Here is a 25,370-nt window from a genome sequence, read left to right as displayed (position 1 = left end):
GCAAATAAAAGCACTCCCCATTCACGTTAAAACGTATGGGGAGTGCTTTTATATCTTTAATGGTCCTTTCACGTTGCTCTATATAAATTTAAGACGTGTTCTTATACTATCCACCGATATAATTCATATTGATTTTCTTTTTGCGTCTATTTTCTACCGTCTGTTGTGTACGCTCGTCTGAATACCGATCATCTCTAACTTGCCAAAGTGTTTTCACTTGCGCTTCAATTTCTTCATCTGAATGACCGCTTCTTAGTAATCCACGGATGTCATAACCATCCACTGAACTAAACAAGCAACCATAAAATTTACCGTCCGATGATAGACGTGCACGTGTACATGTTGAACAAAATGAGTCAGATACACTTGTAATCAAACCAAATTTAGATTTTGCTCCTTTATGACGGTAATATTTCGCCACTTCACCATAATATTTAGGTTCCACTGCTTCAATGTAAAAATGAGACTGAATTTTGCTGAGCATTTCATCTTTTGTAACGACTTTTGAAAAGTCCCAACCGTTATCGTTACCTACATCCATAAACTCAATAAAACGTATCGTCACGTCCCGCTCTTTAAAATAATCAATCATAGGGATAATTTGATCATCATTAATCCCTTTTTGAACGACAACGTTCACCTTCACTTGAAGACCGATTTTCACTGCATAATCAATTTGTTCCAAAACTGTGGAAGCTTTAATATTACGATTGTTAATAGATTGAAAAACATTGTCTTCAATTGCGTCTAGACTGACATTAATACGTCGTAGCCCGGCATCATACAATTTTTGTCCATGTTTTTTGAGCAATAACCCATTCGTAGTTAACCCGATATCATCAATGCCTTCTATTTCAACAATTTGCGCAATCAATTGATCTAAATCGCGACGCAATAAAGGTTCTCCCCCTGTGATGCGGACTTTTTTCACCCCGAGCTTAGCATAAATACGGGTAATACGGGTGATTTCTTCAAATGTTAGCAATTGATCTTTCGGTAAAAAGACGTAATCATCTCCAAAGATTTCTTTCGGCATACAATAATCACATCTAAAATTACATCTGTCCGTCACGGAAATGCGCAAATCACGAATCGGGCGTCCTAATTTATCTAAAATTTGCTCAGTCATCTTTGCGCCTCCCCTCAATAGGATTGATTCAATTCTTTCTCTAATGCGCTTAAATCTTCTTTGTAATTTATGTTTTTGTACCAGTAGTCGGGCGATGCCACTTTATTGACATCTAACCACATATTAGAAACAGATTGATACACATGCCGCATACTGAAATCATTGCTATTTAGCGCTGTTTCAATAGACGGTAATATATTTTTATGGTAAAAAGCAATTGTAGGTATCGGTCTCTCATCACTCTGAAATCCGGCTACTAATAATTGTTCTTCAATTAAATTCGCAATTAAAAACTGATATAACTCGCTAATTGCTTTATCTGTCACCATCGGCGTATCAACAGAAATAACAAAATAAAAATCTCCTTCTGTTTCTTTCATGACACTGTATAATCCACTTAGTGGTCCCTTACTTTTATGCTTGGCATCATCAATGACTACATGGTATCCGTCAAATTCGGACGCCAATACTTCATTAGTACTTATGATAATTTCGCTAAACATATTCGTTGATTCAAGGGTATGATAAATTTTTTCAAAAAAATACTCTTCATGTATCTCGGCAAATGCCTTAGGTGCACCAAATCGTGAAGATGCGCCACCTGCTAATATGATTGCTTTCATTGCGTTAATTTAACCTCCGCTTACCGGGGGAATAAGTGCAACAATATCATTCGGTTTAACCATTTCATCATTTTGCACGAATTCTTCATTTACAGCGACTTGAAATTTTTTGCCTTGAATGATGGGATAAGTTTGATATAGATGCGTTTTTAATGCTTCGACAGAAATTTCATAGTCAAAATGAAAATGGTCTTCAGAACGATCTAACAACTCTTTCATTTCAGCAAAGTATAATATTCTCATGATAGGTCCCCTTTCACTGCATCTTCATGATACCCTCGTTGATGTCCTTGCCATTCGGCACCATCTTCCCAAATCTCTTTTTTCCAAATGGGAACAATCTCTTTAATGCGTTCAATCGCATATTCATTTGCACGATAAGCGTCTTTACGATGCGGTGATGAGACACTAATCACAACTGCGATATCTTTAATATCTAATGCCCCAATTCTATGTGCAATCGCCGTCACAGTACCGGGCCATTTTTCACTAATTTCATCACCAATTTGCGCAAGTTTTTTTTCAGCCATAGGTACATATGCTTCATATTCTAAGTATTCCGTACGAATGCCTTTCGTCCATTCCCTTACGTGCCCTGTAAACACAACCACTGCCCCTTGCTTTTCATTGAGTGTCCATTCACGATAAATTTCAGGGACAATCGGTTCTGTTGTCACTTCAAATTGTTTCAAATTAACCATCCTCTAGTTCTGACAACCAAGTCATTAACATGTGATCAACTTGTTCAAAATCAATCTCACTTTCATGACGTTGTAATCTATATTTAACACCAGACAATTGATTGAGTTCAGCGAGTTCATTGTCATCTCGATATAAAATCAATTTATCATAGTGCGCATGTTTATATCCTTCAACTAAAATAATACTGTTTTCAATGGTAACACAGTCATTAATTAAAGTCTCTAAGGTGATTCCCTCATTTTTTTGTATTGTCTCAATAAATTGATGCCCTTGTACAATACTTTGTTCAGCACCCGCTAGAAAATGTTTCATATGGTCTACTGAAGCATCCGGTAGCGTAATTTCTTCACCCATGTGTCCATGATGCTTTATCGTGACAACAGGATAGCCCTTTGATTTAAAAAATTGAACTGCATGTGCCACAATTGTCGTTTTTCCACTGTTTTTAAAGCCAACGATTTGCAAAATCATAAATAAAAATCCTGTTGGTAATATTCCGAATTCGTTAGTAAAACGTCCACTTGATGACCTGTGCTATAGCCACGTGTACCGCTTGGCAAGACCATAATTGCATTACTATGTGCAATGGCGACAACAGCGCCTGACTTATTAAATCCAGAAGGTTTTACTGTTGCTGCTCGACCGTCAAATGAAGCGGTCGCACGTACAAAACGTGTAAATGGATTGGCTTTTTTAAAGTCTTCCATCAATGTCGCTTGAATGAGCATTGGATAATATCGATGGGCACCCATCATGCGATACATCGTGGGTTTGACAAACAGTTCAAAACCCGTAAAACACGCAGAAGGATTGCCTGATAATCCAAATAAAAATGTATTATCGGTCACGGCAACAGTCGTTACACTTCCCGGACGCATCATCACTTTATTAAATAAAACTTCTGCATTTAAGGCACGATAAATGTCTGGAAGATAATCAAAGTCACCGACAGACACGCCACCTGTCGTAATCACAATATCATGACTTTCTGCAGCTGTTTTTACAACTTCTAAACTACTTTCAAAATCATCTTTTTGAATTTTATATATTTCAGCTACAATACCTTCTTGTCGAAGAAGCGCGTGAATCATTGGTCCATTAGAGTTTCGGATTTTTCCTGGTTCAAGCTCATCTTCAACATCTAGTAACTCACTCCCTGTCGCAATAATCGCCACAGTCGGTTTTTGGTACACTGGGACTTGTCGATAACCAAAAGTGGCCAATACTGCGATGCCCCCTGCGTTCAAGCGTTGTCCTTCAGAAAGGACCACATCGCCTGTTTGTGTTTCTTCACCTTTTAATGAGACATTTTCATGGTGAGAAAAAGGTTTACGTAACGTGAAGCCTTCTTCGGTTTGAACCGTTTGTTCTAACATGACTACAGCATCTGCGCCCTTAGGCATTTCTGCACCTGTCATAATACGAACCGCTTCACCTTCTTTTAATGTTTCAGCTGAAACGCTCCCTGCCCCAATATGATCAATAACCTTAAAAGCGATACGGTTGTCACCACTTGCCCCTTCGCTATCCTGACTACGTATCGCAAATCCATCATATGGCGACTTGTCAAACCTAGGAATATCATAAGTCGCAACGATATCTTCAGCAAGAATATATCCTTCCGCTTCGTATAAGTCGACCTTCGTTTTCGTCATTCGTATATTTTGTTTCAAACATCGAGAGATTGCCTCACTTACCGGGATAGGTTGTCTTTTTTTCAATGTCATTCCGTCCACTCCTAACATTTTAATCAATTCATGCTATACTAACTTTACTTTATATCAGGAGGTATAACATGTCTGAATTTACTCATCTTAATACACAAGGCCACGCTAAAATGGTGGATGTTTCAAATAAAGATGTCACGCGTCGTACAGCTATCGCACACTCAAGCATTCAAGTGAATGATACTATCTACAATCAAATTGTGAATAATACCGCTAAAAAAGGAAATGTTCTAAATACAGCACAAATCGCTGGCATTATGGCTGCCAAAAATACAGCCACGATTATTCCTATGTGTCATCCATTACCTTTGACAGGGATTGATATCGAGTTTGAATGGACACAACAAGAAACTACTTTTGTGCTTCAAATTACAAGTAAGGTGTCCACGACAGGTAAAACAGGAGTAGAAATGGAAGCCTTAACGGCAGCTTCAGTGACTGCTCTCACGATTTATGATATGTGTAAAGCAGTTGATAAAGGCATGATTATCGGAGAAACTTATTTAATTCAAAAAACAGGCGGTAAATCTGATTTTCAACGTAATGCTTAATCAATAACTCCTATTAAACCTTCAATTCTATCCCATCCATAAGGGACGATCTCATTTTCATACATGAGCATCGTCCTTTATTTTATTTGTTCAGTTCGTGAACAAGATGATTTAATTCTGGCATAATTAACTTTTTCATTCCTAAAGTGACAGCCCCCGTAGAGCCTGGCAAACAAAAAATCAATTGATGCCCTACAGTGCCTCCAATCGCACGAGAAAGTAATGCCCTACTCCCTACATCTTCAACGTAACTTAAATATCTAAATAACTCTCCAAAACCTTCTATTTCTTTTTCGAGTAATGGACGAATGGCTTCAATCGTGCAATCACGCTGTGCAATGCCTGTACCTCCAGTCGTAATAATCACTTCTACACCTTCTTGCAGCCAAGAAGAGACTTGCGCTTGAATCTGAGAAATATCGTCTTTAACAATCGTATAACATTCGGGGGCAACCTCTGTATTGAGTGTTTTTAAAAAGTCTAAAACCAATTTACCTCCCTTATCCGTCTCTACATTTCGTGTATCTGATACGGTTAAAACTGCACATTTAATATTTCTTCCTAAATTTACATTTGTATGCATCTTATGTCTCCTTTATCCAAAAAGTTGATTAATAATGGTGTAGGCTTGATTAACATCTGTCATCCCATGAATTAACAATCGGCCATTTTGAAAGCCGACGATGCGATGATTCTGAAACATGAATTGTACAATATAGCCATTACTTTTATAAGCGATTCTATGTTTATCTAAAAACGTGATTAAATCCTCAAAATGAACCTCTGGGTGTTGATATTGTACTGTATCTCGGCCACATAACGTTGCCATTTGAGGTTGTTGTTGGACAAGAAATGGGAAGCTTGGATGCGCACCACATGTGGGACACTCTTGACGGTGTAATTTACGAAATCCAAACGTGTGGTGAGTGCCTTCCCAAATATCTCCATACGTTAGCTTTGGCGTGAAAGGCGTCTCAGTTAAAATCTTGAGCGCATCTCTCAATTGAAAACTGGTGGTCATGGTAACAGCAGGCTGAATCACCCCTACTGTATCACACGTTAAATTCATGGATGGGATTTGTGGAATTAAACATTGAAAACAAGGCGTTTGTCCAGGAATAAAAGGCGCCTCAACATATGTACTCCGCACAACTCCACCATAAATCCATGGAATCTGATTTTTGTATGCGACATCATTAATCATCATGCGGGTATCAAAATTGTCTGTCGCATCCATAATTAAATCAACATCCTCAACAAGTTCATTTAAAACATGAACATCGGCATGATTAATGACCGATTCAATGATCACGTCTGAACGAATTTTTTTCAGGGCGCGTTCAGCTGCGACGACTTTGGGTGTGGCCTCATTTGCATCCGCCTCATTAAACAGCGTTTGTCTCTGAAGGTTAGAGGCCTCAATATAATCTCGGTCTATCAGCCGTAGTTTTTTAATTCCAGCACGCACTAATCCCTCTGCCAGATGTGTCCCTAAAGCCCCCATGCCGACAATTAAGACTGTTTTCTCATTGATTTTTCGCTGCCCTTTTTCTCCTATATCTTGAAATAAAATTTGTCTTGAATATCGATTTTGCATCAGTCAACTATACCTTTCTCACATCGTCTATGATTTCTATTATACGTTCAACTGTAAGATGTCTCAATGAAATAACTTACTGTCGGTTTATATAAAAAAGGCAAGAACATGAAAATGTCCTCGCCTTAAATATAATGACTGATGTACCTGTCACCCTCGATCGGTAACTTACAGTTTTAAAAGTGGTTGCCACATAGCGCTTATAAATTTTTATAAGATTTCTGATTCCGTTACTTTAATGTGTAGGGTTTCATGCGCCAACTGAGAGGCCTCATATTTGGAATGCGTCACAAATATAATTGGAATTTGCCACTCCGCAAAAATATTTTGAATTAAAGCCATACTCTCTTCTTTCGTGTCATCATCTAAACTTGAAAACGGTTCATCCAAGAGTAATAAGTCAGGCTTTTGGCTTAATGCACGTGCAAGGGCGACGCGTTGCCGTTCTCCTCCCGAACATCGATCCGGATAGACATGTTTTAAGTGTTCAATCTTTAGCGCGTCACATAATTTGGCCACATGCGCTTTTTCAGGATGCATAAATTCAATATTTTGAAGGACCGTCATATGCGGAAATAATTGATAATCTTGAAACAAATAGCCCACTTTACGTTTTTGTGTGGGAAGCGTTAACTTTTTTTGCGTATCTAACAATGTGCGTGTTCCAATTTGGATACGCCCCTCTTCTGGTGTACGTAAACCAGCAATCATGTTTAAAAGGGTCGTTTTCCCCACTCCAGAAACGCCTGCGATAGCATATATTTTAGGATTCTCAGTATGAATATTGAGTTGAATAAGATGACGATTAACATGGTGTTTAATATAAATATTTAACATCTAATCCCTCTCTTTGTAATGCTCTTTGTTGAGCATATTCATCGTTCCAATAATCGTAATAGAAAATGCAACTAATACGAGCACCCATAGCCATGCTTTATTTTCTTGCCCTTGTTGAACAAGAAAATAAATTTCTAAAGGTAATGTATTGGTACGACCAGGAATATAACCTGCTACCATTAACGTCGCACCGAACTCCCCGATGGCACGCGCAAAAGCTAACATTGCCCCTGCGATAAGTGCACGTTTCGACAAAGGGAGAATTAATTTAAAAAATATTTTAGACTCTGAGGCCCCCATCGTTCTCGCTGCGTTTAACATCTGTCGATCGATGTTGCGAAATCCTTGAACGGTGTGTTGATACATTAATGGGAAACTCACTATGACAGAGGCTACAGTAGCGCCTACAAGCGAAAAAACAACTTGTATTCCTAGCACGTGAGTTATAAAATGTCCAAATGCGCCCTCAACAGAAAAGGCAATCAGAAGTAAAAAACCTAAAACTGTGGGTGGCAAAATAATGGGCAACAACAAAAAACTTTCAATTAATCTTGTCCACGTATTCTGCTTATTGTAAAGTAATTTTGCCAAAATAATACTTAAAATAATGACAATCACCGTACTGATAAATGCGACACGTAATGAAATCCATAATGGCGTTAAATCAGCCATACAATCACCTATTGTTCAAAATGATAATCTTTTAAAATTGCTTTAGCTTTATCGCTTTTCATAAATTTAGACCATGCTTCACTGGCTTTATTATCTGAAATACGACCCATGCGGTATGTAATAGGTTGATTTAGCTTAACGGCTTTTACTTTTTCAACACCTGATTTTTGTGTGTTCCCCGCGTATAAGTCTGTCTCATAAACAAAACCGTATGTGGCATTGCCTTTATCAACATAGTTTAACACTTCTCGAACATCTTTTGTATAAACGATTTGTGGCTGTACTTGTTTCCAAAGACCTTCTCTTTCTAAATACGTTTTTGCATATTTTCCTGCAGGGACAGACTCAACCTCTCCGAGCGCAAGATGATCCTCTTTTGAAAGTTGGTTTAATGTTTTTGTGGGTTGTCCTTTTTGTTTAATCAACACTAATTTGTTATGCGCATAGTCGTAAGTTTCTATCACTTTATCTTTTGATTTTAACGTATCGACATCTTTCGTGTTCGCAGACATAAACACATCTACGGGTGCTCCTTTTTCAATTTGTTGTCTTAAAGCGCCAGAGCCACCATAATTAAAATCAATTTTTGTATCTGGATGTGTTTTTTTAAATTCTTTCTCTAATGCTTTTGTGACGTCAGTTAGACTAGCTGCAGCTGAAATTGTAAGTGTATTCTCTTTTGATGCATCAGAGTGCTCTGACTTTGAACTATTTTGGCCACAACCTGCAATCATTAAAAGACAGACGATTAAGCTCATACTTAATAGCCAAATTTTTTTCATATAGAAAATACCCCTTTCAAATTTTATAAATTAAACTTTACGTCTATTATCATATAAGTATCGTTAAATTGCACGTTGGATTAAAAACTTTCTTCACTTTCAAAGTATCACTCATACGACAAACACATCAGTTTGCTAAATTTGATTTTAAGCGTAAAATAAACATATTGAAATAAGGGGGGTTCGGGGTGAATCGAGATATCAACTATAATCAAAAAATTATTCGGTATGAAGATGGCGAACTTTTTGAAACATACGATGATTATGTGACAGAGTTCCCATTAACCATTATGGTAAACGGTGAAGAATTTGCGACCGTCATTTGTAGCCCGACCAACTTGAAAGAATTAGTACTAGGCTTTTTAGCTTCTGAAGGTGTCATATTGAAACGTAAAGAATTAAAGCAACTTGACATTGATGATAGTAAAGGTTTTGCCCATGTGGAGATTACGTACAACGTACATGACCGTGTACAACTTTCAACTAAACGCCTCGTTGCGTCCTGTTGTGGAAAAAGCCGTGAGTTTTACTTTCAAAATGATGCAGCGATTGCCAAAACATCCATGAGCAACCTCAATCTCCATCCTGAACAAGTTTTAACTTTAATGGCGCGCTTACAAGATGAAAGTGCAACGTTTCAAGCGACGGGTGGCTTACATAATGCTGCCATTAGTGATGGCCAGGAATTTTATATTCACCGACAAGATATCGGTAGACATAATGCTTTAGATAAACTCTATGGATACTGTATACAAAATGAAATTTCAGTAAGAGATAAAGTCTTAATCTTCAGCGGTCGCATTTCGTCTGAAATTTTAATTAAAGCTGCGAAAATTGGGGTCGGTATGATTATTTCAAAATCTGCACCGACAACATTAGCCATTCAATTGGCGAATGACTTAAACATCACTACAATAGGTTTTGTGCGTGATGGACATTTTAATATCTATAGTCATGCAAAACGCATAACTCAAAAAATTGATTAAAAAATGGGACTTAGACAGAGGCTGACACTAGCCAAATTTCTAAGTCCCGTTCAATTTTATAGATTATAATTCTAAGTATTTTTTTCTAATAATGCACTATATCGAAAATGCAAATACGTATAGCCTTGTTTCACATACATCTCTTTGGCCGTATCTTCAGCATCAGCCACTAAAATGACAAGTCGCTGTTTTGCGATTTTACCCACTTGCGCTTGCATCCGCGTGCCAATCTTGCGTCCTTGTAGTTCTGGTTTGACAGCAAAACCGTCTATTTCTACAGTGTTGCGCTTTTGAATTAAATTGAGAATCCCAACAGGTCCATTTTCATAGGCGACATAATATTCCAAACAAGGGGTGCCTTGTGTCACTTGTTCGATAATATGTTGACCTGCTTCTTTCAAGTAGTCTTCTCCATATGGTGCCCCCACAAGATTAAATATCTCGAGGTAATCTTGTACTGTTTGTAAGGTCACTTTTTTCAAACAGATAGGCTCATCTGTTAAGCTTTGGAGTTCTCTACCTTCAATGGCATACATCTCAACGCATCCGAGTTCAAAACCGGAGGCTCTTAAAAAACGCAACATATCTTGTGACAATGTTTGATCCTCTGGAAAGTCAAAATGAAGATGACGAGAGCCTTGGGCCAAATGATGTTGTTCTTGCCACATCATGTCTCCTTTAAAAGTTAAAATATCTGGCATTTCATGATATTGCCATTTATTTGCATCAAATTTTAAAGGTTGCTCTGGTGTTAAATATCTCGTATAGCGTTGCGCTGTTTCAACAAGGTGCCCATCAGTATAAATGTCTTTTAATGATACATGACTCACATGTATCCTCCCCTTTAAGATAGATTATACATTTTTAAAAATACGTCCTGTCACCGGATTTTTGATTAAAGCCATCGCGATGATAGATGCGATGATTGCTTTAATAATATCCCCAGGTAAGAATGTGAGTGAGAGCACCAATGCTTTAGAGATTGGCATATGAATCACAAAGCCCATCACAATTGCTCCTACTACATCTAATAATACAACACCAAAAATTAAAATGATAAAAAATACTTTGATGACATTTAAGCCATTAAAATGGCGATCACGCATCCACCCCATTAAATATGTAACGACGGGATACATAATGAGAAACCCAGCACTTGGTCCCATTAATACACCAATGCCCCCACGGCCTCCAGATAAGAGAGGTGCACCACATAAAACAAGTAATAAAAATACGAGTACACTAAGCGTGCCGTATTTACGTCCTAAAATCATTCCTGCTAAAAATATTCCAATATTTTGTAAAACAATAGGTACCGGTATAAATGGCAAAGGTATCGCCGGTACAAACCCCATTACAGCAATAATTGCCGTCATTAAAGCTGTGTAAACAAGTAATCGTGTTTTCACGTCACTTTCCTCCTTATTCATGTAAACATTATATAGGCAATTCTTTAATTTTGTTCCTCCTAGAAGTCAAGGCATCACCATTGCCGTATTATACACGAATGTAAACATTATTTCTAGTTTGTTTACAATATGACATAAGCCTTAATTTCAGCACTCACATTTTTATGTAATGCAGTTTTAGTCCAATATTTGAAGTTTACTGTTCATATTATTAGAATTTAGGGTCTCACATATATTAGAAAGCCATCAAAACTTACCCTCTGATAAATTTTGATGGCTATTTTAAATAAAAATTAATAAGGTAGAGATTTTAACTTCTGTAGTAGGACTATTTTAACAATTGTTTTTTCAAATCTTGACGAATTACATCTAATGAATATGGATCATTGTACCAATAAACATTTGAATTTGCTTCAATCACATGTTGTTGTTTAACTGCTGGTAAATTTGACCACATCGCGGTTTTAGAGAACTCAGGTTCTGCTGCATTTGGTACTTTTGCTTTTACAATGTAATCCCCAGCATAAGTCCCGATTTCTTCTTTAGAGATTTCTTTCCATCCTTCTTTTTTCGTTGCTTTTTCTAATTCAGCTGGCATCTTTAAGCCAAATGCTTGATAGAGCACTTCACTACCACGACCCCAGTTTTTTCCATAAGCATAGATTTTCTTATCAAAGTCTTCGAAAATGGACACAGTGGCATTATCTCCGATTTTTTCTTTAATTGCTTCACCATCTTCTTGGGTTTGTTTTTCCCAATCTGCTTTCCAATCTGCAACTTCTTTTTCTTTATTCATTATTTTCCCAAGTAATTCTTGTTGCTCTAAATAATTGTATTGCGCATAATCCATCGCTAAAGTAGGCGCAATTTTTTCGAGTTTCTTCGTATTTTTATCTGTATTATACGTAATAATTAAATCTGGTTTTAATGACGCGACTTTTTCAACATCTTCATTCCCTAATTTATCCACATTTTTGAAATGTTTTTTCAAAACTGGACTTTGGTCTACTTGATTTGAAACACCAACAATATTCGCATCTAAGTATTTTAAGCCCCCAGCATAAGTCGGTGCTAAGACGACAATACGCTCAGGTTTTTCAGGGATTTTAACTTTTTGTTCTCCATCAGCTGTTTTAATTGCCAACGTTTTTTGACTTTCTTTTGATGACTGTTCATCTTTATTTTGACCACATGCCGCTAAAACAAACATTAAAACGACAAATGGAATGATCCATTTTTTCATATGTGATTTCCTCCAATTGAAAATGATTATCATTATTATACATCACTTTCTCCGATTAAGGCAATCAGTATTTCAATAGTTTCACACAATTTTTCAAACATAAAAAGCGGAGGAAATGCCTTCATGAGCACTCTCCCCGCTTTTAACAAATATATTCTTCAATGATGCCTTCTTTTTAACATTTAAGCTAGAAGGTATCATATTTTTTTCTTAAATCATGACTTTTGGGCAATGTACGTACCCAAGTAAACAGTACTATGGTTTGCATAATGACCATCACGAGTAAACCGATTCGAATGATTGGCATATCTATCATCCAAAAAGAAAATCCGACAACGATGTAAAGACTGATTAAAAGTTGAATTTTCTTTCTCATTGTATAACCGCGATACGTTTTAAAATCTTCTACATAAGCTTTATATAAGCTTGTTTGGACGAGCCAATCATGAAATCGTCTCGAACTTTTGGCAAAACAAATCACAGCTACTAATAAAAAAGGAGTGGTGGGTAAAAGAGGTAAAACAGCTCCTAGAAAACCTAGTATTGTGAAGATGACGCCAACTACGACTAAAAAATAGCGCATGATGAGAATCTCCTATATTGTAATATGTTTCATTATATAGAGGTGTTTTCTATCTTTCAACAGTCTAGATTTAGGTTGATTATGGATCTACTTATTATCATGCGTTGGTACTGCTTTAAGGGCCATTTGTGCAATTTGACTATAGGCCATATCTTCCATCGGTGGATTGTGCAACCCTGCTCTCATATCACGATAATATCGTTGTAACGGACGTGACATTTCTAAACTTTTAGCACCAACGACACGCATGGCAAGATCAACTACGTCCAATCCTTCATTCATCACAATGATTTTACTTGCGTTTGTTTCGTTAGAGATGGACTGCATTGATAAATCTGATTGATAGGCGTGCGCTGTACTCCATAACATATGTCGCGCTGCGAGTAATTTCGTTTCCATTTTGCCTAAATTTTGTTGAACCACTGGCAATTCACCAATCGGGGCTTCAATGCTATTGGGTTGGTGTGTGGTTGCAAATTGAAATGCATAATCTCTTGCGGCTTGTGCAATGCCTAAATAAGCACTAGGAATGTGAAGCAACCATCCATTTTGAAACTTAGGCCCTTGACCTTTAAGTTCAACGAGATGTTCGAGGGGAACTTTGACATCTTTTAAAATAAGGTCATGACTTTCAGTCGCACGCATACCGACCATGTCCCAATTGTCTGCGATGGTTAACCCTTCTGTAGGCGTTTTGACTAAGAAAAATCCTACTGTTTCTTTCTCTGGAATGTAGGCTGCCACTAAAATATGTGTTAAAGCTGGGCTCATAGACGTAAACGTTTTCACCCCATTCAATACATAATATTCTCCCTGACGCTCAGCATATGTGGCAGGGCGGCCTCCTCGCGTTGGGCTCCCAGTTTCAGCTTCACTCACTGCGCGATTAATCAAAGCCCCTTTTTTAACCTCTTCAGCAAGTTGATTCAATAATTTTTCATCCCAATCCTGTTTTTCAAATAATTCACCAATTAACCCCATATGCCATCCAATTGAAAGGGCTGTAGCACCGTCCATAGAACCTAGTAAAGTTTGCAGAATAACCATATCTTCAATTGTTGCACCATACCCTCCATACGCTTTGGGTAGCGTTAACTGAGTATAGCCTTCGTCAATCAGCCATTGAATATTTTGATGCGGAAATGAGGCATTTTGATCATTATCATGTGCGAATGATTCAAAAGTTGCTCTTTGAGACTCTAGTTTATCTATCCATTTCTTTTGAATCTCAGATTGAATTAATACGGATTGCATATCTTTCACTCTCTTTCGCTTTATTTCTTATCATCTCACTCAACATTATAATATAATCCACCATAAGTTCCCATTCAAATGAATATAAATCAAATTTTGAATGACTCATTAAACATTTAAATAAAAAAAGGAGAGCTAAAACATAGAATTTGTTTTAGCTCTCGATGACGCGTTGTCATAAAACATCTTAAGTATTTATCCAGAATGTCACGCATGATTATGCTCTGAGTTATATATCCATTGATTTAATGCAATACATCTTTATCAAAACAGCGTTTCTATTTGTTTGAACAGTTGGTCAATCATTTTGTATTGATCTTTTGTAATTTCAATAATTACGGTACGTTCATCTTGTTCATTACGTTTTTTAGATAAATATCCTTGTTCTTTAAGTTTCTGTAATGCTTTTGTGATGTAGTAGGGTTTAAATTTTGAAACCGTAATGATGTCTTTCACATTGTATGCTGGAAGCCTTTTTTCATAAACATAAACAAGAATGTACATTTCTTCGTATGTCAGTCCATGTTTTTGTTTTATGAGAGTTGATGTTTCTTTGACTGTTCGCGTCATCGCAATGAATTCTTTCATGTTTTTAATTGGATATTTTCTCATTTTTAATCACCCCAAAGTTGTCTATCCAAGATGTATACGTAACGTTCTGTTTTTCTAAAACTATATTTACTTGGAAATTTATTTTATTATATATTGTATTCTAAACCGTTGACGTGTTTTTTTCAATTACTTTCTGGAAATATATTCAAAATATTCTTAAACCACTCACTTTTTGAGGTGATTTTGAATACAAAAACAGGTTAGAACCATTGTCCTAACCTGTTTTGCTTATTTTATCGGAATCTATTACTTTAAAATTTATTTACGGCTTACTAACGTATCTGCTAAGCTTAAACCTGCCATTGAAGCAATATCAATTGCAGCTTTAGCACCTTCTTTACCATGTCCAGCAGCAAAGTGTTTTTGAATTGCTACACCAAGTACGATAACTGTGATGATTGATGCTGCTTGAGATAAACGTTTATTAAAAATACTTAAACCGAATAATACGGCTGCTGCGCCTTCAGCTGCACCTACAACACGTACGAGCTCAGGTGATAGATTGAATGATTCAAATGCATCTCTCATCCCTTGATCGTTTTTTAATTTAGGTTTAGCTGCTCCAAGTAATTCTTTTGCTAATTTTAAATTTGTTACATATCTTAATAACATTGTTAAATCTCTCCTTAATTATTTATTTTCAAAATATTGATCTACAATTGGTTTTACTTTCTCACCGAATAAACGGATAGAACGAAGTGTACGTTCATGCGGGATTGACCCTATTGGAAGGTGTAACATAAAACGTGTAAGTCCTAATGCTTCAACAGTATCAATAATTTTTTGTGCGACTGTTTCAGGGCTACCTACATACATTGCGCCATTTGGACCAATTTCACGTTGGAAGTGTTCTAACGTAAACGGTGGCCATCCACGTTCTTTCGCAATAATGTTATGATGGGCTTCTGTTGCTGGCATATATTCAGCTTGTGCTTGTTCATCAGTATCTGCCACATAACCCCATGAGTGTGAAGCAACTTGTAAGTCGTCTGCATTAAAGCCATTGGACTCTGCGATTGCTTTATACATCGCAACATTACGCGCAAATCGTTTTGGATTACCTCCTATAATAGCATAAGTAATCGGCAAACCTAACGCACCTGCTTTAAGAGAAGACTCTGGAGTGCCTCCAGTTGCAAGCCAAATTGGAATTTCCTTATCCGCTCTAGGATATACACCTAAACCATCAATTTTAGGTCTCATGCTGCCTTCCCAATGAACAATTTCATTTTTGTTAATATCCATTAAAAGTTGCAATTTTTCATCAAATAATTGTTCGTAGTTATTTAAATCGTACCCAAATAATGGGAAAGATTCTATAAATGAGCCTCGACCCGCCATTATTTCAGCACGTCCATTTGAAATGGCATCAACTGTAGAGAATTGTTGATACACACGTACAGGATCGTCTGAAGAAAGCACTGTCACAGCAGAAGACAATTTTATATTTTCAGTGGTCGCTGCTGCTGCCGCAAGCACTGTAGCAGGGCTTGAGACTGCATAATCTGGGCGATGATGTTCCCCAAGACCATAGACATCCAAGCCTACTTCATCCGCAACTTGAATTTCTTCGACGATGTGACGAATACGTTCAGCATTTGAAAGTGCTGGGGAGGATCCTTCTTCAGTATAGATTTCGTGGTTGTCGGCAAATGAAGTTAAACCTAATTCTATTTTCATGCCATTGTCACCTCAACTTCAGTATAAATATTATACTCAAAGTATACGCCCTAACATTTCGTGCGTCAATGATTTTATTTCGAATTTGAAATATTTTTTCTCAAAAGCCCTTCAAATCAGCTTCTGCATCTAATTTTGTGTTTTAGTTGCATGTGTCATTTGTTGTTGTACATACGCAATAAATGCATCTACATTTTTACTTTTGAGAGATTTCATCGCGACTTTTCCAACTTCAAAACCAAACAAAAGCTTCCCGTCTTCATAGGAAATACTTGAAATATCGTTATAAGGAATATTTCGGTAATAAAATTGACCGTTCATATCTACATTCATAATTAATCGCTCATTTGTTGCGATATAGGCCCCTTCATATTCGCTTTGTCCTTGTACTTCATATTCAATAATGCCTAGAACAGCTGGTCCTACTTTCTCAGTTGGAAATAAATCTTCTGGGTTCACACGGTCAAGTATCATCTTATCCACTCCTTCTAAAAAGTCTCGCTTCGATTATAACAAGAAGAGTGTGAAAATACTCACTTTGTGATTGGTTCATAACGCAGCATGTGGTTCACTTCTTCTTTTACTTATTACCCTTTGAGAAGTAAGAGTAGTTATTCCTTTAAGTATCAGTTATATTACAAAATGGTAACAATTATTTTCTAACAACTCTAAATTTTCCACTTCCTATAAAAAAGTAGTGATAAATCATGCACTTCTTTCCCCATAACATATCTGGCTAAATCATTCAAATTTTCTTAAAAATTACAAAGTGGTAACACCGCACACAAATACGCGCTTTTCTGTTAAAGTATTATTCGTTGTTAAAACAAAGTAAATTTTTAAAATTAATATTAAAGTATGTCACTTTTGCATTTGGCCTATTTTTAAAATAAATATGTATTAAACTTTTTAGGAGGACTTTTTCAAATGAAAAAAATAATCGCTACGACTACAATCGCTACTGCAGGTGTAGCTGCATTCACTTTAGCACACGGACAAGAAGCAGATGCTGCTGAATATAATGGTGGATATAATCCAAACGATCCAACATCTTATAGTTACAGCTATACAATCGACCAAAACAATCAATACCATTTTACATGGCAAGGTAACTGGTCTCCAGCTCAATTTAATGGTGGTAATGGTTATAACTACAATTACACAACTCAAAGCAATTCATACGCTAGCAATCCATCATACTCACGTGCATCTTATGCAAATTATTCAAATGCTAACAATTCAAACGCATCATCTTATTCATATGCTACACCAACACGTAACTACAGTGCGCCTGTACAAACATCAGCACCAAAAGCAATGACATCAAATAACAGTTATACAACTTCAACAACATCTAATGCAACACGCTCTGTATCAAGAGGTACATCTGGTTCTAACTTATACACTGTTGGACAATGTACTTACTACGTTTTTGACCGTGTCGGTGGTACAATCGGTTCAACATGGGGCAATGCTAATAACTGGGCAAGCGCTGCAGCTGCTGCAGGTTACTCAGTAAACCATACACCTAAAGCAGGCGCTATCATGCAAACGACAGCTGGCCCATTCGGTCACGTAGCTTATGTAGAATCTGTTAATGATAATGGATCTATCACGGTATCAGAAATGAACTACGGCCAAGGCCCTGGTGTTGTGACTTCACGTACAATTTCTGCGAGCCAAGCAGCAAGCTATAACTTCATCCACTAATACACATACTTTCCTAGCTATAGGAAACCTTAGTTTTAAGACCAACCTCTCTCAAAAAGGTTGGTCTTTTTTTGGTATTAAAAAACTGCCCACAAAGCAAAGTACTTCGTAGGCAGCAAACGGTTACTGTTTCAGAAACCTTTTATATCCAATAGGCAATAGTGACCCAATATCCAAAGGCAAAGAGATACAACAGTGGAAAATTTTCCATCTGTTTGGCTTTAATTTGCTTCCAGACTACATGAACACCCACTGCGACAAACAACATCGTTAAAATTAGTCGCACAACGAGCATCAGTGATATCATGTCTGCATGAGGGTTTGGGATGGTAACTAAAGCGCACATGAGCGTTAGTATGGCGATAATGACCGTATAGACAATTGTATCAATAGACTTATATAAATGTGAATAAACCCATAACACCGTAAAACCGAATATAGTGATGATCATAGCCTCATGGACTTTAAACACAAAAGTAAGGGTTTCAGCTTTATAAAGTACAATCGCTACAAAATACAATATAAAGCTGGCACCCCAGAAAATGATAGAAGGACTTTTTAGTACAAGTAAGTCTTTATTGATAAATTGGTGAATCCCAAACCCTAATAGTGTCATCGCTACAAGAACTATTAAGTAAAATATGGAATCACCTCATTTACATTAATAGTATTACCGTTTTTGGTAATTTTAAACATATAAATTTCACATTTTATTAAAACCAAGCGTATATCATGGACATTTATGTTGTCATCGTTTTATCAGGTGTTGTTCCTTTTTTAATACCTATACCTGTAAAACCGTAAAATAAGGCAATCACGATACATAGGTAACAAGGAATGGCCCAAATGAAAAACTCGCTTACCGGAACGCCGAGTTGTTGCGTATAATAAACACCGGATGTTCCCCAAGGGATTAATGGTAGGACCATTGTGCCTGAATCTTCAAGTGTCCGAGATAAATTGACGCGATCATAACCCATTTTGTTGTACATATCCATTAATAAAACGCCAACCATGATAATCGCCACAGAAGCTACACCTGCAGCTAACACCATCGTTAAAGTCCCGATAACTGTCACCAATATGAGTGATCCACGATGATTCACACGACTTGAAATTGATTCTAAAAGTACATCTAAACAGCCTGCCTTTTCAACGATGCCAGCAAAAGCATAACCACAAAAAATCGTTACGATAATTTGAGTCATACTCATGATGCCGCCTTGTTCAATCAGTGTAAGTGCATTTTTCGATAATCCCTCTGTTTTCACTAACAACATATCAGGTGTAAAACCATTAAATGTAGCTTTAAAGCCATCTTGTAATTTGAATCCATGATTAAGCGTTCCAACAATAATGGCAGATGCGCTCGAAATTAGCATCGCTGGCACTGTTGCCATTTTAAAAGCAAGACAAGCAATAATCACAATCGCAGGAATCCAAATTAAAAAGTTCATATGATACATCGTTTCTATATCGTGAAGCAACTTTTGTATATTTTTAGTGTTCGCATTGTGCGCAAGGCCCATAGAGGCAATATGCCAAATAATCATTCCGATTATTGATGCTGGAATCGTCGTCCAAATCATATGTTTAATATGGCTGAATATATTGACACGCGTGACAAGTGATGCAAGATTTGTCGTATCTGATAATGGGGACATCTTATCTCCAAAAACTGCCCCAGAGATAATCGCGCCCGCTGCCATACCTGCAGGAATGTCCATTTGTAAAGCAATGGCGATTAAAGCGATGCCGGCAGTAGAAGCCGAGCCCCATGCAGTTCCAGTTGCCACAGAACAAACTGCCGAAATAATAAATGCAGAGACTAGGAAAAATTGTGGACTTAAAAACTTTAAACCATAATATATTAAACCTGGTACGGTTCCTGAGTACATCCACGTCCCAACGATAATGCCCACTGCAAGAATAATGAAAATCGCAGGCATCGCTGTCGCCAATCGTTGTGTAATCCCCTCTTCTAAATCTTTCCAACGAAGACCTACACGCCATGCGATAAATGCAGCATATGCTGAAGCAATAATCAGTAAAGGTTGAACAGGAATTTCAAAAAAGATAAATCCTACACATACCACTACCATCATCACGACAATGGTTGATAGCGATTCTAATAAAGTAGGTTTTCGCGTCATGAATACTCCCCCCATCGCTTTTAATAAGATGTTAAGCCAACGTTTTCACGGCCTAAATCCTCAATCGTTAATCCCTCTTTATAAAAATCACGTTCTAAAATTGTTGATGCAATCACAATAATTGCATCGATATTAGGCGTTGGAACCCCAATTTCACGGCCTAAACTTGACCATAACACAAGCCCGTAAGCGATATCTTCTGTGAGATAGCGATTATTCACTTCATGTGGACCACGAATTTGAGAGAAAACAGGACTTTCATTAAATAACGTTTTTAGCGATTTATCCTCGTCCTCTCTTTCTAAGTAGCCACGTTCAATACGCCCTTCCTTAGCTGTTTCAAGTTCAAAGCCTAATTTTCTTCCAAGCGTTAAGCGTTCTAATTCAACTGCGTGTAATAGCCTCACCGTATGCTTTGTAATGCCTTCTTTATACAAAGCGAAATCTCCACTATAATCAATACGCCCTACATTTAATAAAGTTGGTCCGGGATGCACTTCAGGGTTTCCATTTTCTAGATTTGTTCGCCATAAGCTCTCTTCTTTTACAATATAAGGATAAAGCGTTTCAATTTTTTTAAATGTGGCACTTAAGTCTTCCGTATTGAATGTTGAAAAATAAACTTTACGCACATTTAAAGATAAATTGACAATAGCTTCATCAAAATCAACGCGTGTGCCATATGTCAGTGTATTCGCTTCAGCTAACACAGGACGAATGTCACTTTTCACTTCATTTAAAACTTTAATAAAACGGGCAGAACCCATAGCCGCTGCCATATTAAAGAAAATAATTTGATCATCGTGAATATAAGGTGCCATCAATTCTGCATAATATTCAATAAAAGATGACGGAATGATTAACATAATGACTTCAGCATCCTCTAAAACGTAAGCCATATCGTCGCTAATGTCTGTAAAAGGCACAAAAGAACTTTCACCCTCTTCAATAAATTGAAAGCCCCCTTTTGCTTTGGCATGATCAAATTTATGAATGCTTTGATTTCTACAATATAAACGTACATCATGACCTTTATCTTTCATTTGAACAGCAGCTGTCACTGCCCCATTTCCTGAACCTACGATAGCAATTTTCATGATTTCTTCCCCACTCCTCATCAAATAAATATGTCTCATAAGCATGTTAACAGACCGAGCGTTAAAAGAAAATAGTTATTATAAAAGCTCATTTTATACTATTTTGAAACATAAATATTTGTAAAATCACTCAGTAAATATGTTAAAATTAATGTAAAATATTGTACATTAAATTGGAGGAATTCTTAACATGAATCATAATGATGCGCACTTTTATCATCAAGTAAATACACCTCATATAAACGTTCCAACTGATGATGAACGTTTAATGGCCGTCCTTATTTATGTCACATCATTTTTCACAAGTATTATAGGACCTTTACTTATATGGTTGATAAAACGAGACACTTCTCGATTTGTAGATATTAGCGGCAAAAATTATTTTAACTTTATTATCTCTTATTCGATTTGGTCTATCGTTGCCTCTCTACTCATGTTTGTACTCATTGGTTTTGTTATTTTACCGATTGTTTTACTGCTTTCATTTATTTTTCACATCGTCGCCATTATTAAAGCTTATAATGGTGAAGATTATTTACCCCCACTTTCAATTCGTTTTTTTAAATAATATTGTTACAAAAAATGTTACAACAGTGACATAATTCCTTTTGTTAGAACACTAAAGATAGGAGCGCTCCCGCATGCTCCTATCTTTTTTGGCTTCAAAAATAACGCATCACTACTGACTTTCCCCTCTTACTTCGACATTTAAAATTGGATGTCTTTGACTTTTATTTCTCAAAAACACTCTAAAAGTTATCATTACAAAATAAATCAACTAATTTTACATTTGATTACAAAATCGTAACATTCCACACAAAGGTTGGTTTTTTTGTTAAAGTTTGTCTTGTCGTTAAAATAGCGATTCAAAAAATCCCCCTTGAGTGGCATACTCATGGGAATACTTTAAGCAAATAAGGAATCTATTCATAAAATACTAATTAATCTTTAGGAGGACTTTTATTATGTTAAAGCAAATCGCTACAGTAACAACATTAACAGCAGGAGTAGGTGCAGCAGCAATTGGATTAGATCATCACGATGCTGATGCCGCTGAAGGTAGCTATAATTATTCTTGGAGTTACAACTACAATACAAATGGTGGTTCAACAAACTACGATTATTCTTCAAATAACTCTTCATCATATACAAATGGTACAAACACAACAACTACATCTACATCTACACATTCAACAGGTTCTGTTTCAGCAGGTAACTTATACACAGCGGGTCAATGTACTTGGTACGTGTATGACAAAGTCGGTGGATCAATCGGTTCAACATGGGGCAATGCTAACAACTGGGCAAGTGCAGCAGCTGCAGCAGGTTACACAGTGAACAATACACCAGAAGCTGGTTCAATTTTACAATCATCTGAAGGACCTATGGGCCACGTGGCTTATGTAGAATCTGTAAATGAAGACGGTTCAGTTACAGTTTCAGAAATGAACTACAATGGCGGACCATTCAGTGTAAGTGAACGTACAATTTCAGCAAGTGAAGCTGGTTCATACAATTACATTCACGTAAAATAATAGAACTTCATGACAAGATGCGCTGTATTTTTGAATTGATTTAAGTGCATTGGGTGTGTGCATCTATGTCACTCGTTCTAAAATAAACTTTATAAAAAGTGGGCTTGAATTTGATTTCAAGTCCACTTTTTTATGATTTAAGTACGCTTGTCTTGTCACTGAGAAAACGTTTACTTTATACTTGAAGAGAAAGGTGGGAATGACGATGAAAAAGATTTTCGTTGCTGGACCTATTCCAGAAGTAGGTCTCAACTTATTAAAAGAACACTTTGAAGTTGAAATGTATGAAGGAAAAGGCATTATTAGTCAAGATGAATTAAAAAAAGGTGTCAAAGATGCTTTTGGACTCGTGAGCTTGTTGTCGACAAACGTTGATAAAGAAGTGATTGATAGTGGTGAACAACTTGCCTTTATTGCGAACTACGGTGCAGGCTTTAACAATGTAGATATTGATTATGCAAAATCTAAAGGTATCGAGGTTTCTAATACACCAAAAGCCTCTACAAATGCTACAGCAGAACTCACGATGGGTATTTTACTCGCAGTGGCGCGTCGCATTCCAGAAGGAGATCAACTCATGCGTCATGAAGGATTCGACGGTTGGGCTCCTCTCTTCTTTAGAGGTCGTGAAGTGTCAGGTAAAACCATTGGTATCATCGGTTTAGGTGAAATTGGAAGTGCAGTGGCACGCCGCGCTAAAGGTTTCGATATGAATATTTTATATACTGGACCTCATCGTAAAGAAGACAAAGAACAAGCGCTTGATGCTTCTTATGTTGATTTAGAAACGTTACTTAAAGAATCAGATTTCATTACGATTAATGCGGCTTACAATACTTCAATGGAACATATGATTGATGCCGAACAACTTAAACTTATGAAATCAACAGCTTATTTAATCAATGCTTCTCGTGGACCTATTGTACATGAAAAAGCATTGCTCGAAGCACTTCAAAATAAAACCATTGAAGGTGCTGCCCTAGACGTCTATGAATTTGAGCCTGAAATTACTGAAGGCTTAAAATCTCTTGATAATGTAGTTATTACACCACATATTGGTAATGCTACTTTTGAGGCGCGTGATATGATGGCTGAAATCGTTGCAAATAATTTAATTAAAAAAGCGCAAGGCGAAACACCGGACTACATTGTGAACGCTTAAAGCCATGAACCAAAAGGCCAGAACCCCCCGTATAAGGAAGTTCTGGCCTTTATTCATGATGATGAATCATGCGATTATAAGCGCTTTGATTTATTCAAAAATTTTGTTTGATTTGCGATGAGTTGATTTGGCAGCACAGACATGAAACGATTTCTTAAAGCTGTGCTTATTTTCCCCTCTTTTTGTGCTATTTTACCGATTTTTCTTGAGCGCTTAATAACTTTTGCAGTATGTTTAACTCTTAATTGATTATATTTTTTTAAGGCTTCTACCATGTCGTACTTTTCAAACAAGCCACTTAATAGGATGGCATCTTCCATAGCTTGACCTGCCCCTTGTCCCATATTAGGCGTAGTGGCATGCGCTGCATCACCTAACAAGAGGACACGATTTTTATAAGTGAAAGTTTTCAATGGCTTTAAATCATAAATATCATGATGCAAGACTTCTGTCTCAGGTTGTTTATCCAAAACTGATCGAACATCTTCCGGAAAATGGTTAAAATATGCTTGTAAATACGGTTTATTATAATGTAAATACTTCGCATCTTTCTCTTTGGCATTCATAGTTGCAAACCAATACGCTTGACCATTTAATAAAGGGACGATACCGAAGCGTCCTTTGCGTCCCCAGTATTCCGTCGCAACTTGTCCGAGATGCGTCATATCTTCAACGACACCACGAAAACAAGTATAACCTTGATAATTAACCTTACTATCAGGAAAAATGGCTTGTCGAATATTTGAATGTAAGCCATCTGCACCAATCACAAGATCAAAATGTGATGTCGCACCTGAGACAAAATCAAGGGTCACTCCAGTTTCTGCCACATGAATACCAATCACTTCCTCATTAAAACGTATGTTTTCTGTTTTTACATAAGTTGCAATAAGTTCGGTGAGCGATTGACGTAACATTGTTAAATTTGTCGTCTCTTTCGCAAAAGGGACCTCAGTTAATAATCGTCCTTGATCATCACTAATTTGCATCGATTCTAGGATATGTCCTGCATTTTTCAATCCTTTTGCTAAGTCATGCTCCCCTAATTTTTTGATGACGTTATCGCCAATGCCTATCCCTGCACCGATGTCCTCAATTCTGGCTTTTTTCTCAAATACTTGAATCTCATGACCTTGTTCTTGTAAGAGTGCAGCTACAGTGAGACCACCAATGCCTGCCCCCACGATTCCTATTTTCATTCTCTTTCACCTCATTCAACATTAAAAGAAGGACAAAAAGATTGCTTTTGCCCTCTTCCTTATCAACCTTTCACGCTTCATCTGTTAATTAGCCCAATTTTTCTACGCTAAACTCGAACGAACTTCT

Annotated in this window: 30 protein-coding genes; 6 read left to right on the top strand and 24 right to left on the bottom strand. The window is 36.9% G+C overall.

What is annotated here, in order from left to right; all coding sequences use genetic code 11:
* Positions 1 to 106: 106 nt before the first annotated feature.
* The 6 genes from moaA to PYW36_RS02695 are packed head-to-tail and all read right to left on the bottom strand — an operon-like array spanning position 107 to position 4,181.
* Positions 107 to 1,129 carry a GTP 3',8-cyclase MoaA gene (gene moaA, locus PYW36_RS02720; RefSeq protein ID WP_103158999.1) on the bottom strand — a complete coding sequence of 341 codons (1,023 nt, stop codon included), beginning with the start codon at positions 1,127 to 1,129 and terminating at the stop codon, positions 107 to 109.
* A gap of 14 nt (positions 1,130 to 1,143) precedes the next feature.
* Entirely contained in the window at positions 1,144 to 1,752 is a 609-nt protein-coding gene (mobA, locus tag PYW36_RS02715; RefSeq protein WP_037574821.1) for a molybdenum cofactor guanylyltransferase MobA, read from the bottom strand.
* A 9-nt stretch (positions 1,753 to 1,761) separates the two neighbouring features.
* On the bottom strand, positions 1,762 to 1,995 hold the full coding sequence (gene moaD / locus PYW36_RS02710) for a molybdopterin converting factor subunit 1 (protein ID WP_037574823.1): 234 nt from the start codon (positions 1,993 to 1,995) through the stop codon (positions 1,762 to 1,764).
* On the bottom strand, positions 1,992 to 2,444 hold the full coding sequence (locus tag PYW36_RS02705) for a molybdenum cofactor biosynthesis protein MoaE (protein ID WP_037574826.1): 453 nt from the start codon (positions 2,442 to 2,444) through the stop codon (positions 1,992 to 1,994). Before PYW36_RS02705 ends, moaD begins: the two co-directional genes overlap by 4 nt.
* A 1-nt stretch (position 2,445) precedes the next feature.
* Positions 2,446 to 2,925 (bottom strand): molybdopterin-guanine dinucleotide biosynthesis protein B, encoded by a 480-nt coding sequence (gene mobB / locus PYW36_RS02700; protein WP_103158998.1) that lies wholly within the window; start codon positions 2,923 to 2,925, stop codon positions 2,446 to 2,448.
* Positions 2,922 to 4,181, bottom strand: a complete 1,260-nt coding sequence (locus PYW36_RS02695; RefSeq protein WP_103158997.1) for a molybdopterin molybdotransferase MoeA — start codon at positions 4,179 to 4,181, stop codon at positions 2,922 to 2,924. The genes mobB and PYW36_RS02695 overlap by 4 nt, the downstream gene beginning before the upstream one ends.
* Positions 4,182 to 4,249: 68 nt before the next feature.
* Between PYW36_RS02695 and moaC the strand changes: the two genes are divergently transcribed.
* On the top strand, positions 4,250 to 4,732 hold the full coding sequence (moaC, locus tag PYW36_RS02690; RefSeq protein WP_037574834.1) for a cyclic pyranopterin monophosphate synthase MoaC: 483 nt from the start codon (positions 4,250 to 4,252) through the stop codon (positions 4,730 to 4,732).
* An 82-nt stretch (positions 4,733 to 4,814) separates the two neighbouring features.
* Here the strand turns inward: moaC and PYW36_RS02685 are convergent, their stop codons facing one another.
* The 5 genes from PYW36_RS02685 to modA form a co-directional block, all read right to left on the bottom strand.
* Complete coding sequence (locus PYW36_RS02685) at positions 4,815 to 5,315, bottom strand: MogA/MoaB family molybdenum cofactor biosynthesis protein (protein WP_103158996.1); 501 nt, start codon at positions 5,313 to 5,315, stop codon at positions 4,815 to 4,817.
* A 12-nt stretch (positions 5,316 to 5,327) separates the two neighbouring features.
* Complete coding sequence (locus PYW36_RS02680; protein ID WP_037574840.1) at positions 5,328 to 6,332, bottom strand: ThiF family adenylyltransferase; 1,005 nt, start codon at positions 6,330 to 6,332, stop codon at positions 5,328 to 5,330.
* A 207-nt stretch (positions 6,333 to 6,539) separates the two neighbouring features.
* The gene (locus PYW36_RS02675; protein ID WP_037574842.1) at positions 6,540 to 7,166 is read right to left on the bottom strand and encodes an ATP-binding cassette domain-containing protein; all 627 of its coding nucleotides are present in this window, start codon (positions 7,164 to 7,166) and stop codon (positions 6,540 to 6,542) included.
* The gene (gene modB, locus PYW36_RS02670; RefSeq protein ID WP_037574845.1) at positions 7,167 to 7,838 is read right to left on the bottom strand and encodes a molybdate ABC transporter permease subunit; all 672 of its coding nucleotides are present in this window, start codon (positions 7,836 to 7,838) and stop codon (positions 7,167 to 7,169) included. It lies immediately after the preceding gene.
* Positions 7,839 to 7,846: 8 nt separating this feature from the next.
* Positions 7,847 to 8,620 (bottom strand): molybdate ABC transporter substrate-binding protein, encoded by a 774-nt coding sequence (modA, locus tag PYW36_RS02665; protein ID WP_103158995.1) that lies wholly within the window; start codon positions 8,618 to 8,620, stop codon positions 7,847 to 7,849.
* A 188-nt stretch (positions 8,621 to 8,808) separates the two neighbouring features.
* On the opposite strand from modA, the gene fdhD reads away from it, so the two are divergent.
* Complete coding sequence (gene fdhD, locus PYW36_RS02660; RefSeq protein WP_037574851.1) at positions 8,809 to 9,606, top strand: formate dehydrogenase accessory sulfurtransferase FdhD; 798 nt, start codon at positions 8,809 to 8,811, stop codon at positions 9,604 to 9,606.
* A 71-nt stretch (positions 9,607 to 9,677) separates the two neighbouring features.
* Here fdhD and PYW36_RS02655 read toward each other — a convergent pair whose 3' ends face one another.
* From PYW36_RS02655 to PYW36_RS02615, 9 genes are all read right to left on the bottom strand, one after another.
* On the bottom strand, positions 9,678 to 10,436 hold the full coding sequence (locus tag PYW36_RS02655; protein ID WP_229717293.1) for a GNAT family N-acetyltransferase: 759 nt from the start codon (positions 10,434 to 10,436) through the stop codon (positions 9,678 to 9,680).
* 24 nt (positions 10,437 to 10,460) lie between these two features.
* On the bottom strand, positions 10,461 to 11,015 hold the full coding sequence (locus PYW36_RS02650; protein WP_037574857.1) for a biotin transporter BioY: 555 nt from the start codon (positions 11,013 to 11,015) through the stop codon (positions 10,461 to 10,463).
* Positions 11,016 to 11,343: 328 nt separating this feature from the next.
* Entirely contained in the window at positions 11,344 to 12,258 is a 915-nt protein-coding gene (locus PYW36_RS02645; protein WP_037574859.1) for an ABC transporter substrate-binding protein, read from the bottom strand.
* A 187-nt stretch (positions 12,259 to 12,445) separates the two neighbouring features.
* A complete protein-coding gene (locus PYW36_RS02640; protein WP_103158994.1) occupies positions 12,446 to 12,841 on the bottom strand; it encodes a YbaN family protein in 396 nt (131 codons plus the stop codon).
* A gap of 87 nt (positions 12,842 to 12,928) precedes the next feature.
* Positions 12,929 to 14,095 (bottom strand): acyl-CoA dehydrogenase family protein, encoded by a 1,167-nt coding sequence (locus PYW36_RS02635; protein ID WP_103158993.1) that lies wholly within the window; start codon positions 14,093 to 14,095, stop codon positions 12,929 to 12,931.
* A gap of 264 nt (positions 14,096 to 14,359) precedes the next feature.
* Positions 14,360 to 14,707, bottom strand: coding sequence for a transcriptional regulator, SarA/Rot family (locus PYW36_RS02630; protein WP_037574867.1), 348 nt, complete (start codon positions 14,705 to 14,707; stop codon positions 14,360 to 14,362).
* Positions 14,708 to 14,965: 258 nt separating this feature from the next.
* Complete coding sequence (locus PYW36_RS02625; protein ID WP_037574870.1) at positions 14,966 to 15,319, bottom strand: DoxX family protein; 354 nt, start codon at positions 15,317 to 15,319, stop codon at positions 14,966 to 14,968.
* Between the two features lie 18 nt (positions 15,320 to 15,337).
* The gene (locus tag PYW36_RS02620; RefSeq protein ID WP_103158992.1) at positions 15,338 to 16,387 is read right to left on the bottom strand and encodes an LLM class flavin-dependent oxidoreductase; all 1,050 of its coding nucleotides are present in this window, start codon (positions 16,385 to 16,387) and stop codon (positions 15,338 to 15,340) included.
* A gap of 129 nt (positions 16,388 to 16,516) precedes the next feature.
* Complete coding sequence (locus PYW36_RS02615) at positions 16,517 to 16,861, bottom strand: PH domain-containing protein (protein WP_103158991.1); 345 nt, start codon at positions 16,859 to 16,861, stop codon at positions 16,517 to 16,519.
* Positions 16,862 to 17,314: 453 nt separating this feature from the next.
* On the opposite strand from PYW36_RS02615, the gene PYW36_RS02610 reads away from it, so the two are divergent.
* The gene (locus PYW36_RS02610; protein ID WP_103158990.1) at positions 17,315 to 18,097 is read left to right on the top strand and encodes a CHAP domain-containing protein; all 783 of its coding nucleotides are present in this window, start codon (positions 17,315 to 17,317) and stop codon (positions 18,095 to 18,097) included.
* Positions 18,098 to 18,239: 142 nt separating this feature from the next.
* Here PYW36_RS02610 and PYW36_RS02605 read toward each other — a convergent pair whose 3' ends face one another.
* The 3 genes from PYW36_RS02605 to PYW36_RS02595 all read right to left on the bottom strand — a co-directional run bounded on the left by PYW36_RS02605 (position 18,240) and on the right by PYW36_RS02595 (position 21,347).
* Positions 18,240 to 18,713, bottom strand: coding sequence for a hypothetical protein (locus PYW36_RS02605; protein ID WP_103158989.1), 474 nt, complete (start codon positions 18,711 to 18,713; stop codon positions 18,240 to 18,242).
* A gap of 124 nt (positions 18,714 to 18,837) precedes the next feature.
* Positions 18,838 to 20,250, bottom strand: coding sequence for a Na+/H+ antiporter NhaC (gene nhaC, locus PYW36_RS02600; protein WP_037574882.1), 1,413 nt, complete (start codon positions 20,248 to 20,250; stop codon positions 18,838 to 18,840).
* A gap of 20 nt (positions 20,251 to 20,270) precedes the next feature.
* On the bottom strand, positions 20,271 to 21,347 hold the full coding sequence (locus tag PYW36_RS02595) for an NAD/NADP-dependent octopine/nopaline dehydrogenase family protein (RefSeq protein ID WP_037574884.1): 1,077 nt from the start codon (positions 21,345 to 21,347) through the stop codon (positions 20,271 to 20,273).
* Positions 21,348 to 21,537: 190 nt separating this feature from the next.
* Here PYW36_RS02595 and PYW36_RS02590 point away from each other — a divergent pair, with 190 nt between their 5' ends.
* From PYW36_RS02590 to PYW36_RS02580, 3 genes are all read left to right on the top strand, one after another.
* A complete protein-coding gene (locus PYW36_RS02590) occupies positions 21,538 to 21,915 on the top strand; it encodes a DUF4870 domain-containing protein (RefSeq protein ID WP_103158988.1) in 378 nt (125 codons plus the stop codon).
* A gap of 397 nt (positions 21,916 to 22,312) precedes the next feature.
* Positions 22,313 to 22,882 (top strand): CHAP domain-containing protein, encoded by a 570-nt coding sequence (locus PYW36_RS02585; protein ID WP_037574890.1) that lies wholly within the window; start codon positions 22,313 to 22,315, stop codon positions 22,880 to 22,882.
* A gap of 205 nt (positions 22,883 to 23,087) precedes the next feature.
* Positions 23,088 to 24,044, top strand: a complete 957-nt coding sequence (locus PYW36_RS02580) for a 2-hydroxyacid dehydrogenase family protein (RefSeq protein WP_103158987.1) — start codon at positions 23,088 to 23,090, stop codon at positions 24,042 to 24,044.
* A 74-nt stretch (positions 24,045 to 24,118) separates the two neighbouring features.
* Here the strand turns inward: PYW36_RS02580 and PYW36_RS02575 are convergent, their stop codons facing one another.
* Positions 24,119 to 25,243, bottom strand: coding sequence for an FAD-dependent monooxygenase (locus tag PYW36_RS02575; RefSeq protein WP_103158986.1), 1,125 nt, complete (start codon positions 25,241 to 25,243; stop codon positions 24,119 to 24,121).
* Between the last annotated feature and the right edge of the window lie 127 nt (positions 25,244 to 25,370).

Source organism: Staphylococcus chromogenes, assembly GCF_029024625.1.
Lineage (GTDB): Bacteria > Bacillota > Bacilli > Staphylococcales > Staphylococcaceae > Staphylococcus > Staphylococcus chromogenes.
The sequence above is the reverse complement of the archived record's forward strand: the minus strand, read 5'-3'. Positions and strand labels throughout refer to the sequence as shown.

What these genes read in the sequence shown, in the direction of transcription:
- moaA (WP_103158999.1), bottom strand. Translation starts at nt 1,129, where the DNA reads ATGACTGAGCAAATTTTAGATAAATTAGGACGCCCGATTCGTGATTTG.
- mobA (WP_037574821.1), bottom strand. Translation starts at nt 1,752, where the DNA reads ATGAAAGCAATCATATTAGCAGGTGGCGCATCTTCACGATTTGGTGCA.
- moaD (WP_037574823.1), bottom strand. Translation starts at nt 1,995, where the DNA reads ATGAGAATATTATACTTTGCTGAAATGAAAGAGTTGTTAGATCGTTCT.
- mobB (WP_103158998.1), bottom strand. Translation starts at nt 2,925, where the DNA reads ATGATTTTGCAAATCGTTGGCTTTAAAAACAGTGGAAAAACGACAATT.
- PYW36_RS02695 (WP_103158997.1), bottom strand. Translation starts at nt 4,181, where the DNA reads ATGACATTGAAAAAAAGACAACCTATCCCGGTAAGTGAGGCAATCTCT.
- moaC (WP_037574834.1), top strand. Translation starts at nt 4,250, where the DNA reads ATGTCTGAATTTACTCATCTTAATACACAAGGCCACGCTAAAATGGTG.
- PYW36_RS02685 (WP_103158996.1), bottom strand. Translation starts at nt 5,315, where the DNA reads ATGCATACAAATGTAAATTTAGGAAGAAATATTAAATGTGCAGTTTTA.
- PYW36_RS02675 (WP_037574842.1), bottom strand. Translation starts at nt 7,166, where the DNA reads ATGTTAAATATTTATATTAAACACCATGTTAATCGTCATCTTATTCAA.
- modB (WP_037574845.1), bottom strand. Translation starts at nt 7,838, where the DNA reads ATGGCTGATTTAACGCCATTATGGATTTCATTACGTGTCGCATTTATC.
- modA (WP_103158995.1), bottom strand. Translation starts at nt 8,620, where the DNA reads ATGAAAAAAATTTGGCTATTAAGTATGAGCTTAATCGTCTGTCTTTTA.
- PYW36_RS02645 (WP_037574859.1), bottom strand. Translation starts at nt 12,258, where the DNA reads ATGAAAAAATGGATCATTCCATTTGTCGTTTTAATGTTTGTTTTAGCG.
- PYW36_RS02640 (WP_103158994.1), bottom strand. Translation starts at nt 12,841, where the DNA reads ATGCGCTATTTTTTAGTCGTAGTTGGCGTCATCTTCACAATACTAGGT.
- PYW36_RS02635 (WP_103158993.1), bottom strand. Translation starts at nt 14,095, where the DNA reads ATGCAATCCGTATTAATTCAATCTGAGATTCAAAAGAAATGGATAGAT.
- PYW36_RS02630 (WP_037574867.1), bottom strand. Translation starts at nt 14,707, where the DNA reads ATGAGAAAATATCCAATTAAAAACATGAAAGAATTCATTGCGATGACG.
- PYW36_RS02625 (WP_037574870.1), bottom strand. Translation starts at nt 15,319, where the DNA reads ATGTTATTAAGATATGTAACAAATTTAAAATTAGCAAAAGAATTACTT.
- PYW36_RS02620 (WP_103158992.1), bottom strand. Translation starts at nt 16,387, where the DNA reads ATGAAAATAGAATTAGGTTTAACTTCATTTGCCGACAACCACGAAATC.
- PYW36_RS02615 (WP_103158991.1), bottom strand. Translation starts at nt 16,861, where the DNA reads ATGATACTTGACCGTGTGAACCCAGAAGATTTATTTCCAACTGAGAAA.
- PYW36_RS02610 (WP_103158990.1), top strand. Translation starts at nt 17,315, where the DNA reads ATGAAAAAAATAATCGCTACGACTACAATCGCTACTGCAGGTGTAGCT.
- PYW36_RS02605 (WP_103158989.1), bottom strand. Translation starts at nt 18,713, where the DNA reads ATGACACTATTAGGGTTTGGGATTCACCAATTTATCAATAAAGACTTA.
- nhaC (WP_037574882.1), bottom strand. Translation starts at nt 20,250, where the DNA reads ATGACGCGAAAACCTACTTTATTAGAATCGCTATCAACCATTGTCGTG.
- PYW36_RS02595 (WP_037574884.1), bottom strand. Translation starts at nt 21,347, where the DNA reads ATGAAAATTGCTATCGTAGGTTCAGGAAATGGGGCAGTGACAGCTGCT.
- PYW36_RS02590 (WP_103158988.1), top strand. Translation starts at nt 21,538, where the DNA reads ATGAATCATAATGATGCGCACTTTTATCATCAAGTAAATACACCTCAT.
- PYW36_RS02585 (WP_037574890.1), top strand. Translation starts at nt 22,313, where the DNA reads ATGTTAAAGCAAATCGCTACAGTAACAACATTAACAGCAGGAGTAGGT.
- PYW36_RS02580 (WP_103158987.1), top strand. Translation starts at nt 23,088, where the DNA reads ATGAAAAAGATTTTCGTTGCTGGACCTATTCCAGAAGTAGGTCTCAAC.
- PYW36_RS02575 (WP_103158986.1), bottom strand. Translation starts at nt 25,243, where the DNA reads ATGAAAATAGGAATCGTGGGGGCAGGCATTGGTGGTCTCACTGTAGCT.